Source organism: Parasphingorhabdus sp. (assembly GCF_036964675.1).
In the GTDB taxonomy this organism is placed as follows: Bacteria; Pseudomonadota; Alphaproteobacteria; order Sphingomonadales; family Sphingomonadaceae; genus Parasphingorhabdus.
The window spans coordinates 1-11,313 of sequence record NZ_JBALTF010000024.1; the positions used below are offsets into that span (position 1 = coordinate 1).

Genomic DNA, 11,313 nt, shown 5'->3' on the forward strand with positions numbered 1-11,313 from the left:
CGAGAAACCGTCGTCGCGAGTAGAACCGGCTTGCCCTGATGTCCGTTTTACACCCGCAGCTGCACCTGCTACCACCCACCAAGCTTGGCGTTCGCCCATTAAAAACGCCCGGCCGCAAGAATTGCAACCGGGCGTCTGTAACCGATAAAAATGCGCAGGGCTTAGCCGACGATTTCGTCGTCCTTGAAGAAATAGGCGATTTCAATCGCCGCATTTTCGTCGCTGTCAGAACCGTGGACCGTGTTCGCTTCGAGACTTTCGGCCAGTTCCTTGCGGATCGTGCCCGGTGCCGCGTCGGCAGGATTGGTTGCGCCCATGATGTCGCGGTTGGCCTGCATCGCATTTTCGCCTTCGAGCACCTGGACGACGCAAGGGCCGCTGATCATGAAGTCGACCAGTTCGCCGAAAAAGGGGCGTTCCTTGTGAACCGCGTAAAAGCCTTCGGCCTGTTCCTTGGTCATGTGAATGCGCTTGGAAGCGACGACGCGCAGACCGGCTTCTTCCAGCATCTTGGTGACCGCACCGGTAATATTGCGGCGGGTAGCGTCGGGTTTAATGATCGAAAATGTCCGTGTCACGGCCATGATATTGCTCCATAAATGCGGGGATGTTGTAGATTTGCGCCGCCTTTAGCCGCTGCACTGCAGCATGGCAAGTTTTCGATTCGGCCCTAGCTTTTGCCGCCGGCGATAATCGTCGCCGTCACCCCGCCATCGGGGGATTTGGTCGCGGAGATATGAACGCCCTCGCCATCCGCCCGCTCACCGCCGATCATCTGCATGTCGCCGGATTTGACTTCGGTTTTTATGGTAATGTCTTTTGATTTCATCTGCTTGCGGTAGAAATCTATCACATCATCGACACTGTCTGACGTCTGGAACACCAGCATCGCGCCGGACTTGCCTTCGCCCATGCCGGCCATGCTGGTCTGGACCTCGGCGCCGGGATAGAGCTTGATATCCATCGGCAAATCCTTGAGCGCCTTGTCGCCGGTGGCGATGCGCACTTCGCCCTTGTCCGACTTGATCACCGTTTCGCTATTCTCGTCATCGCCGCGCACCGAATAGCTGCCCTTGTTGCCGTCGCCATCGTCAAAACTGCCGGAAGCCCGTTCGCTGTCGTTGCTGCCGCAGGCGGCAATCATGAAAGTTGCGGGCAGAATCAGATATTTGTACATGAGGCAGGCTCCGGGTTTCTCGTGCGACCGGTTATCCTATGTATCGGAAATCCGCCGGATTGGCAAATCAGGGGCCTTCGACCCAGCGGCCACCGTCCTGCTTCCAGTAGCGCGGAGTGACAACTTCATTGGCACTCAATTGCCGCCAGATAGTGCGCGCATGGTCGATCTGCTCGGCGGTGAACAGGAAGAAGGCGCGCTCGAAATTCAGCGCCTCGTCCCGCCACTGGCCGTCGGACAGGATGATGTAGGACGCTCCATTGGCCGGTTCGCATTGATCGGAAATCAGGATCGGCTGCTCCGTCTGCCGCTCGCAACCGCCAAAATCATGGGCGAGGAAGCTGGCCGGCTCAGCGCTCCACAAGGCGTCGCCAAGCGCGACCCGGCCGGCCTCGTCCTGCGCCAGGAGCAACAGCCTTTTTCCAACATCCAGCACCTTGCCCGCCAGCATCGGCACCAGCCTCTCCGCCGGATCGCGAGTCAGATGATAAAAATCAACCCGCACCGCGGCAACTTCCCAACTTTCGAATCAGACTGCGCCGCATGGTTGCAACCGGATCAATCTTCGAAATGGTCGGCGACATATTGGTTGAGCAGACGCACGCCATAGCCGGTCGCGCCTTTTTCCCAGACCGGGCTGGGCTTGTCGGCCCAGACCATGCCGGCAATGTCGAGATGCGCCCATTTCACGCCATCCTTGACGAAACGCTTGAGAAACTGCGCCGCCGTAATCGACCCCGCACCGCGTGGTCCGACATTCTTCATGTCGGCAATCGGCGAATTGATCAGCTTGTCATAGGCTGGGCCAATCGGAAGCCGCCAGACCGGATCGCCGGAATCCTTGCCCGCCTCTATCAGGTCTTCGGCGAGATCATCATTATTGCTGAAGCAACCGGCATGTTCATTGCCCAGCGCAATAATCATCGCGCCGGTCAGTGTTGCCAGATCAATCATCACTTCCGGTTTGAATGTTTCCTGCGTCCAGTGCATCGCGTCGCACAATACCAGCCGTCCTTCGGCATCGGTATTGATCACTTCGATGGTCTGGCCATTCATGCTGGTGACAACGTCACCGGGACGCTGCGCCTTGCCGTCAGGCATATTCTCGACCAGCCCGCAAACGCCGACTACATGCGCCTTGGCCTTACGGCCAGCCAGCGCCCTCATGGTTCCGGCTACGGCTCCGGCACCGCCCATGTCCCACTTCATTTCCTCCATGCCGGCACCGGGTTTCAGGGAAATTCCGCCGGTGTCAAAGGTCACGCCCTTGCCGACCAGGGCCAACGGCGTTTTCTGGGCACCATTGGTGCCATCCCAGCGCATCGCCAGCAACCGCGGCGGACGCTCGGAACCCTGCGAAACGCCGAGCAGTGCGCCCATGCCAAGCTTTTCCATTTCATCCCAGCCCAGCACCGTGAATTCCACGCCCAAGTCTTTCAATTCTTCGCAACGGGCAACAAAGCTCTCGGGATAGATGTTGTTCGCGGGTTCAGCGACCAGTTCGCGGGTCAGCGCAACACCATCAGCCACGGCGGACAGATCCTGCCAGGCTTTGGCGGATTCCAGATGCTGATCGAGCACCGTGATTTTTTCGAGGGTGACCTTCTGCTTTTCGGGCATGGTTGTGCGATATTTGTCATGCCGCCAGCTGCGCAATTTTGCACCGAAAAGAAGGCGTGCGAGATGCTCTTCATCCAGACCCGAGGGATCAATGACCGCATGTTTGGCTCCGGATGCCAGAATTTTGGCTATGGCTGAACCACCTGCTGATTCGGCATCTTTCGCCTTGCCTTTGCCCAATCCCGTCAAGACCACCCGCAAGGCCTTGCCTGCTTCGGTCACAAATGTTTCAAAAACTTCACCAAGTTTCGCTTCAAACCGTGCGGCTTTTGCTCCCGCCTTCACTGTGGTCGCTTGCTCCAGCTTAAGCTCAAAATCGTCTAGTCCATTCTTGGTGATCGCAAATATGATCGCATCAGCATCCGCGGGCCGCTCATTGGTAAAGTTGAAATTCATCGGGAAACTGTCCTTATTTTTGTGTTTTGAGGAGTGAAAAGCCTAAGTGGTTCACTCGTCGATCCGACTCATGCATGAACGGGCCGACATTTATCCTATCGTGCGGTGTTGCTGCACCGTCTTGGTTTAGTGGTCAAGCATCTGTTCATCAGAATCTGTCAAAGAAAATTTGCAGACTAGGCAAACAGGTGCAATAGGCGTTCGGAAGGTGGACAGTGCGATATTTAATGCCGTCCAAAATGGGGCCAAAAGCAGGTTGAGCCAGTCGATGAAATCCTCACTCGCCCTTTTTACCCTAACTTTGGCTGCTGTGACGCCTGCATCCGCTATGGGCCAATCACAAAGCGACGCCGCCGTTGCACCTGATCAGCAAGATGATGAAATCGAATTTAGTGCCGATAGCATCGACTATGATTTTGAGAACGACTTCGTCACTGCGGCGGGCAATGTGGTCCTCAATCGCGACGGATATAAATTGCGCGCCGACCAGGTTGTATGGAACCGGAAAACCGGCGCTGTTGTGGCAGAGGGCAATATCAGGTCGATCAGTCCCGATGGCGACGTTGCCTATGGTGATCGCATTGAACTGACCGATAGCCTGCGCGACGGAGCCGTTGACAACCTCTTGCTCGTTCTTGATGATGGCAGCCGCTTGGCGGCACGCCGAAGCGAACGTTTTGCCGACGGCTCGCTTGCACTGGAAAATGCCGCCTATACCGCTTGTGCGGTCACGACCGAAGATGGATGCCCGAAAAACCCCAGCTGGCAGATCAAAGCCGTGAAGGTGATCTATGATCCGGTCAAGAAACGGGTAAAATATCAAGGCGCTCGCATCGAGATTTTCGGCCTGCCCGTCATTCCATTGCCCGGCCTCTCGCACCCGGTTACCGACGAAAACCGAAGCGGCCTTCTGGTTCCGGATATCAAATTCGACACGGTGAACGGCGTTGGCGTGACCATACCTTATTATTTCAGCATTGCGCCCAATCAGGATGCCACGGTTACTGCGCAGGTATTCACTGATGTTGCCCCACTGATCAGCGGCACTTTCCGTAGCCTTGATCAGAAAGGTGCCTTCCAACTGACCGGCTATGCCACTTATGGCTCCCGCATTCCGACCGGCGCATCTCAGCTCTTGCCCAATGCCGAAAAAGATTTTCGTGGCTATTTTGCCACTAGCGGTCGGTTCCGGCTTGATGACAAATGGACGGTTTCCCAATCTGCCCGCATCGTGTCAGATCGAACATTTCTGCGGCGCTATGATATTAGCGATGACGATAGCCTTCGCTCTACAATCAATGTTGAGCGGATCAGCAATAGCAGCTATTTTTCTCTGGCTGGGTGGGCGTTCCAGACATTGCGGGTGAACGATCCGCAAAATCGCGTTCCCGTCGCGCTGCCGGTAATGGACTATCGCAAGCGGTTCGACGATCCGGTTCTGGGTGGTCGACTTGAGGTGCAGGCGAACAGCCTGGCGATTGGTCGCAGCGAAGGCCAGGACACGCAACGCGCTTTCGGATCTGCTCGCTGGGACATGCGAAAACTTACAAACTGGGGGCAGGAAATCACCTTGACCGGCCTTGTGCGCGGCGATGTGTACCATAGTGATGACAATGCCCTTAATGATACCGCTATCTATCGTGGCCAAAGCGGCTGGGAGGCACGTGCGATTGCGACAGCTGCAATTGATGTAAAATGGCCTCTGATCGGCGAGGCTTTCGGCGGTACCCAGACGATCACCCCGCGCTTTCAGATCGTCGCGACACCGGGCTTGGCCAACCTCGCGGTACCCAATGAAGACTCGCGCGCCGTTGATCTGGAAGACACCAACCTATTCGCCCTCAACCGTTTCCCCGGCTATGATCGCTATGAGGATAATGTCCGGGCAACTTATGGGATGGAATGGGAAATCAATCGCCCCAACCTGCAGGCAAACATGATCGTCGGCCAAAGCTATCGGCTGGAAAATAACAATAATATCGTCCCTGAAGGCACGGGCCTGTCCGATCGCTTTTCCGATATCGTCGGCCGCACCAGCGTTCGGTTCAAGGATATCGTGAAATTCACCCACCGTTTCCGGCTGGACAAGGATAATCTTGCAGTCCGGCGGAACGAGGTCGACGCCACGATCGGTTCGAAAGGCACTTACGCCCAAATCGGTTATCTGCGCCTGAACCGCAATATTGGGCTAGGACTTGAAGACCTGAGAGACCGCGAAGAAGTCCGGGTTGGGGGACGCTATCAGATAGACAATTATTGGTCCGTTTTTGGCTCTGCAATCGTCGACCTGACCGATCGTAGCGAAGATCCGCTTTCGGTAGCCGATGGCTATGACCCGGTGAGGCACCGCGTCGGCGTCGCCTATGACGACGGCTGTCTCTCCATGGGTGTAACCTGGCGCTATGACTATGAAAATTCCGGCGACGCGCGGCGCGGTAGCACTTTTCTGTTCCGGCTGGCCTTGCGCAATCTGGGCGTGTAAAGGATTTTCAAACGGGTTGGCCCGCTCATATTGGGTTCAGCAGATATTTGTTATTTGCTGCATGAAATTTACTCTTTGTAGTTGAGAAGAAACAAAAAATGAATCTATTGAGTATGAAAATCCAAGGTTTCAAAACCAAGGCAACGTTGATTGCAGCGCTTGCCATTGCAAGCGCGTCACCATCCGTCAGCCAAACGGTCGCGGACGCATCGCTGCCGCAATCCGGTCTGGATATTCCCGACGAATTGACAATATTTGGCAAAAATGACCCGAACGTTCGCCGCGCTACGGCGATTGTCAACGGCGATATCATCACCGGAACCGATGTTGGCCAGCGTCTCGCCCTGATAGTCGCAGCCAATGGCGGCGAAGTTTCGGACGAAGAGAAGCAGCGCCTGCGGCTTCAGGTATTGCGAAATCTGATCGATGAAACACTGCAAATTCAGGAAGCTGAAGCCAATGAAATCACAATCGCGGAAGAGGAAGTTGAAGCCACTTTCCGTCAAGTAGCCCAGCAGAATTTCAAACAGGATATCGACGCTTTTGATCAATATCTTCGGACACAAGGTTCATCCACCGACACGCTGAAACGCCAAATCAAGGGCGAATTGGCATGGAGCCGTCTGCTTCGCCGTAACATCCAGCCGTTCATCAATGTCGGCGATGAAGAGGTTAACGCCATTATCGAACGCTTGAACGCCTCCAAGGGCACGAGCGAATTTCGTATCGGCGAAATCTATATGGCGGCATCTCAGGAAACCGCGCCGCAAGTTGCCGAGAATATGCGCAAGATATTGGAACAGATCCGCGCCGGTGGTTCGTTTGTAGCTTATGCCCGACAGTTTTCCGAAGCCTCAACCGCCGCGACCGGTGGTGATCTGGGTTGGGTCCGTCCCGCTCAATTGCCGCAAACACTTGCGGATGCAGCAGAGCAGATGCAGGTAGGCCAGGTTGTTGGCCCAGTCGAAGTGCCAGGGGGTTTTTCAATCCTTTATCTGATCGATTCGCGTCAGGTGCTTACCGCTGATCCCCGCAATGCGCTACTTAGCCTCAAACAGCTGGCAATAAGCTTTCCGGAAGGCATCACGGAAGCACAAGCGACCGCACAAGCCGGACAATTTGCAACGGCGACACAGGGCATCAAAGGCTGCGGAGCAGCCAATGAAGTGGCCGCTCGACTGGGCGCCAGCGTGGTCGACAACGACCAAGTGAAACTGCGCGACCTTCCTGCCGCCTTGCAGGGAGCGATCGCGGATCTGCAAATCGGTCAGGCGAGCCAGCCATTTGGTTCGGTCGAAGATGGCGTCCGCGTACTAATCCTTTGCGGACGAGATGATCCGCAGACCGCTTCAGCACCATCGTTTGACGCCATCATGTCTCGATTGGAAAATGAACGCGTCAACAAACGGGCGCAAATTTATCTGCGCGATCTGAGACGCGACGCCATTATCGAATATAATTAATGGCAGATTGGAACGCCAAGCCATTTGCCATTTCTTGCGGGGACCCCGCTGGTGTCGGGCCGGAAATCATAGGAAAGAGCTGGAAGCAGCGAGTGGAGTCCGGCCTCAAGCCCTTTTTTGTGATCGGAAATTTTGCCGACTTTGAAAATCTCGCTGGTGTTCCTGTTCAGAAAATTGACCAGCCGATCGAAGCCGGCGAGACATTCGATCAGGCATTGCCCGTGCTCCATATCCATGAAGCGGCGGCCGCTGTTCCGGGAGAGGCAACGATGGACAGTGCGCAATGTTCGCTCCACGCTCTGGAAATTGCCTGCGGGCTGACCCGCTCCGGAGATGCCGGAGCGGTCATTACCGCTCCAGTGTCCAAAGCACAGCTCTATAAAATTGGTTTTCGCTATCCCGGACAGACCGAATTTGTCTCGGAACGTTGCGGAATAGCGCGAGAAAATGCCGTGATGATGCTGGCGGGGCCGACGTTGCGCGTAGTGCCCATGACCACGCATATCGCGCTGAAGGACGTGCCGGAACATTTTACCGAGCGGCTGATCATCGCCTGCGCCCGCGCTGCAGAAAAAGCGATGATTCGGAATTTTGGCATAGAAAAACCACGCATCGCGATTGCCGGACTGAATCCGCATGCTGGTGAAAATGGCAATCTTGGCAACGAAGAGCAGCGGATCATGCAACCTGCGATTGATAGGCTGCGCGAGCAAGGGATGGACATAACCGATCCGCTTCCTGCTGATACGATGTTCCACGAGGAAGCGCGGAGCAAATATGATGTTGCTCTCTGTCCTTATCATGATCAGGCATTGATCCCTTTAAAAACTCTGCATTTTTTCGATGGCGTCAATATCACTTTGGGCCTCCCGATCATTCGCACATCGCCAGATCATGGCACCGCTTTCAATATTGCGGGTCAGGGTATCGCCGACCCGCGATCGATGATTGCCGCGATCCAGATGGCCGCCATCGCTGTCGCCAATCGCCAGATTCACAACAATTGAAACAGCCGATTGCCCTGCCCCCGCTGCGGGAGGTGATCAAGAAACATGGCCTGTCCGCGAACAAGGCGCTGGGCCAGAATTTTCTGTTCGACATGCAGCTTCTGGACCGCATCGCCGCGGTTCCCGGTGACATGGACGGGCAGACGGTTTTCGAAGTGGGTCCCGGGCCGGGCGGGCTGACGCGAGCCCTGCTGCAAGCCGGTGCGCGGGTGACTGCGGTGGAACGCGACAGTCGCTGCCTGCCAGCACTGGCGGAACTGGGCGACCATTTTCCGGGCCAGCTGACGGTCATAGATGATGATGCCTTGAAAATTGATCTGGCCAGCTTGTTTGATGCGCCTTTTCATATTGTTTCCAATCTGCCCTATAATGTTGGCTCGGCGTTGCTGATCAAATGGCTATCCGAACCCGAGTGGCCGCCGCAATGGCAGTCGCTCACCCTGATGTTCCAGCGCGAGGTCGCCGACCGGATTGTCGCCAGCGAGGCAAGCGAGGCTTACGGACGGCTGTCGATATTGGCGCAATGGCGATGCCAGGCGAAACTCGCGATGACGGTGCATCGCTCCGCTTTCACACCGCCGCCGAAGGTGATGTCGGCGATTGTTCATCTGACACCCAAGGCTCAGCCGGAAGGCGTCAGCCCCGAGGTTCTGGCCCATCTTACCCAGGCTGCGTTCGGGCAGCGGCGCAAGATGCTCCGACAGAGCCTCAAAGGTCTGGCAGGAGCGCTGGATGCCCTTGAAACTCTGGGGATCGACAGTTCCAGACGGCCCGAAACGGTTAGCGTCGACGATTTCGTCAATATCGCCCGGTTGCTGTCTTAGGACCGATCGCCTTCGCGCTAGCCTTATCCCGCAGCCTTTAACTTCCGCCGATAGGCGTGCAGCAACGGTTCGGTATAACCGCTTGGCTGCTCGACACCCTTGAACACGAGATCGCGGGCCGCCTGAAAGGCCAGACTGTCATCCGGGTTTGGAGCCATTGGCCGGTAGAGCGGATCGCCTGCATTCTGTCCGTCGACCTTGGCCGCCATGCGCAGCAGAGCGGCATCAACCTGCTCCGGCGAACAGACGCCGTGCAGCATCCAGTTGGCCATATGCTGCGATGAAATCCGCAAGGTCGCGCGGTCTTCCATCAGGCCGACATCGTTGATGTCAGGGACCTTGGAACAGCCGATGCCCTGGTCGATCCAGCGCACCACATAGCCCAATATGCCCTGGGCATTATTGTCCAGTTCGCGTTCGATCTCTTCATCCGACCAATTATGGCCGTCGGCGAGCGGAATGGTCAGCAGTTTCGCGAGCGGTGCAATACCGTCAGCTGCGACCTCTTTCTGCCGGTCGAAGACATTGACCCGGTGATAATGGATCGCATGCAGCGTCGCCGCCGTTGGGCTTGGCACCCAGGCAGTATTAGCGCCGGTCATCGGATGACCGATCTTCTGTTCCATCATGTCCGCCATCATGTCGGGCGCTGCCCACATACCCTTGCCGATCTGCGCCTTGCCGGACATGCCGCAGGCCAGACCGATGGCAACATTGCGCTGTTCATAAGCGGTGATCCAGTCGCTTTTCTTGATATCGCCCTTGGCCAGCATTGCCCCGGCCTGCATCGAAGTGTGGATTTCGTCGCCGGTACGGTCGAGGAATCCGGTGTTGATGAACACAACCCGGTCCTTCACCGCGTATATACAGGCAGCAAGATTGGCCGAGGTCCGACGTTCCTCGTCCATCACGCCGACTTTGATGGTGTTGCGGTCGAGACCCAGCAGATCTTCCACCGCATCGAACAGATCATTGGTGAAAGCGCATTCCTCCGGCCCGTGCATCTTTGGCTTCACGATATAGATTGAACCGGCTCGGCTGTTGCGTAGGTCGCCCAGCCCCTTGATATCGTGCATCGCGATCAGGCTGGTGAATATGCCGTCGAGCAGCCCTTCCGGCGCTTCCGAGCCATCAGCCAGCAAGACCGCCGGATTGGTCATCAGATGGCCGACATTGCGGACAAACATAAGACTGCGGCCCGGCAGGGTGAATGGCTTGCCATCACGATCGATATAGTCGCGGTCCGGATTGGCCTTGCGTTCGACTGTCCTGCCGCCTTTATCGAAGGAAGCATCGAGATCGCCGCGCATCAGGCCGAGCCAGTTGCTATAGGCGAGAACCTTGTCCTCGGCATCCACGGCGGCAACCGAATCTTCCATGTCGATAATCGTGGTGAGCGCGGCCTCGAGGAGCACATCAGCGATATTGGCGGGGTCGTCCTTGCCGATCGGGCTATTGGCGTCGATCACGACTTCTGCGTGCAGACCATTATGTTTGAGAAGGAAGGAGGCGCCGTTGCGGCCGACCAGTTGCGCAGGATCGGCGAGCGACAAGTCGCCACCATCATAATCTGTCCATGTTCCCGTCGCGAGCGGGAATGCCTCGTCTAGAAAGGCTTTTGCCGCTGTGATCACGGCAGCCCCGCGTTCCGGATCATAGCCACCGGGCTTTGCTGGTGGCGCATCCAGCGCATCGGTGCCGTAAAACGCATCATAAAGACTACCCCAGCGCGCATTGGCAGCGTTCAGCACGAAACGGTCGTTAAGCGACGGCACCACCAGTTGTGGTCCGGCCATCGTCGCGATTTCCGGGTCAACATTTTCGGTACTGATCGAAAAAGTCTTTGGTTCTTCAACCAGATATCCGATGTGTTTCAGAAAGGCCTGATATTCCGCCTGATCAATCGGTTGTCCCTTATGATCAATATGCCACGCATCAATCTCCGCTTGCAGGCTCTCCCGCCTTGCCAACAGCACCGCATTTCGAGGGGCGAATCTACCGAGCAACTCTGCAAAACCCAGCCAGAATTTTGCGCCGTCCACACCGGTTCCCGGCAAGGCACGGTCATTGACAAAATCAAACAGCTCCTGCGCGATCTGGATGCCGTTCTGGCTGACATATTCGGACATAATATCTCCTCGTTCAAATGCATTTATCCGGGGCTTGCAGAGTGCACTGCAAGTTTTCAAAATTTCCGGGGAGGAATCGCAGCCGTCTATGGCGGCTCTTTTTCGCGCTGTAAATGGGATCGCAGAAACAGATATTCCCAGAGATGAACTTTACAAACTTTACACTGTTATGAAAATTTTTGCCCTTCCTCCCAAAAATTCCAAAGAATCCTTCA

At 56.1% G+C, this 11,313-nt stretch carries 9 protein-coding genes; 4 read left to right on the plus strand and 5 right to left on the minus strand.

Annotated elements, in window-relative coordinates:
• Window positions 1-161: 161 nt before the first annotated feature.
• The 4 genes from ndk to V7665_RS06140 all read right to left on the minus strand — a co-directional run bounded on the left by ndk (window position 162) and on the right by V7665_RS06140 (window position 3,193).
• On the minus strand, window positions 162-584 hold the full coding sequence (gene ndk / locus V7665_RS06125; protein ID WP_335663651.1) for a nucleoside-diphosphate kinase: 423 nt from the start codon (window positions 582-584) through the stop codon (window positions 162-164).
• A gap of 86 nt (window positions 585-670) precedes the next feature.
• Window positions 671-1,177 (minus strand): hypothetical protein, encoded by a 507-nt coding sequence (locus V7665_RS06130; RefSeq protein ID WP_335663652.1) that lies wholly within the window; start codon window positions 1,175-1,177, stop codon window positions 671-673.
• 67 nt (window positions 1,178-1,244) lie between these two features.
• Window positions 1,245-1,682: a DNA polymerase III subunit chi gene (locus V7665_RS06135; protein WP_335663653.1), complete on the minus strand. Its 438-nt coding sequence runs from the start codon at window positions 1,680-1,682 to the stop codon at window positions 1,245-1,247.
• A 53-nt stretch (window positions 1,683-1,735) separates the two neighbouring features.
• On the minus strand, window positions 1,736-3,193 hold the full coding sequence (locus V7665_RS06140) for a leucyl aminopeptidase (RefSeq protein ID WP_335663654.1): 1,458 nt from the start codon (window positions 3,191-3,193) through the stop codon (window positions 1,736-1,738).
• 268 nt (window positions 3,194-3,461) lie between these two features.
• Here V7665_RS06140 and V7665_RS06145 point away from each other — a divergent pair, with 268 nt between their 5' ends.
• The 4 genes from V7665_RS06145 to rsmA all read left to right on the plus strand — a co-directional run bounded on the left by V7665_RS06145 (window position 3,462) and on the right by rsmA (window position 8,969).
• A complete protein-coding gene (locus V7665_RS06145; protein WP_442955183.1) occupies window positions 3,462-5,675 on the plus strand; it encodes an LPS-assembly protein LptD in 2,214 nt (737 codons plus the stop codon).
• A gap of 113 nt (window positions 5,676-5,788) precedes the next feature.
• Window positions 5,789-7,138: a peptidylprolyl isomerase gene (locus V7665_RS06150; protein WP_335663656.1), complete on the plus strand. Its 1,350-nt coding sequence runs from the start codon at window positions 5,789-5,791 to the stop codon at window positions 7,136-7,138.
• Window positions 7,138-8,145 (plus strand): 4-hydroxythreonine-4-phosphate dehydrogenase PdxA, encoded by a 1,008-nt coding sequence (pdxA, locus tag V7665_RS06155; RefSeq protein WP_335663657.1) that lies wholly within the window; start codon window positions 7,138-7,140, stop codon window positions 8,143-8,145. Before V7665_RS06150 ends, pdxA begins: the two co-directional genes overlap by 1 nt.
• Window positions 8,142-8,969, plus strand: coding sequence for a 16S rRNA (adenine(1518)-N(6)/adenine(1519)-N(6))-dimethyltransferase RsmA (rsmA, locus tag V7665_RS06160; protein WP_335663658.1), 828 nt, complete (start codon window positions 8,142-8,144; stop codon window positions 8,967-8,969). Before pdxA ends, rsmA begins: the two co-directional genes overlap by 4 nt.
• A 23-nt stretch (window positions 8,970-8,992) precedes the next feature.
• On the opposite strand, the gene V7665_RS06165 is transcribed toward rsmA, so the two are convergent.
• Complete coding sequence (locus V7665_RS06165) at window positions 8,993-11,098, minus strand: malate synthase G (RefSeq protein ID WP_335663659.1); 2,106 nt, start codon at window positions 11,096-11,098, stop codon at window positions 8,993-8,995.
• Between the last annotated feature and the right edge of the window lie 215 nt (window positions 11,099-11,313).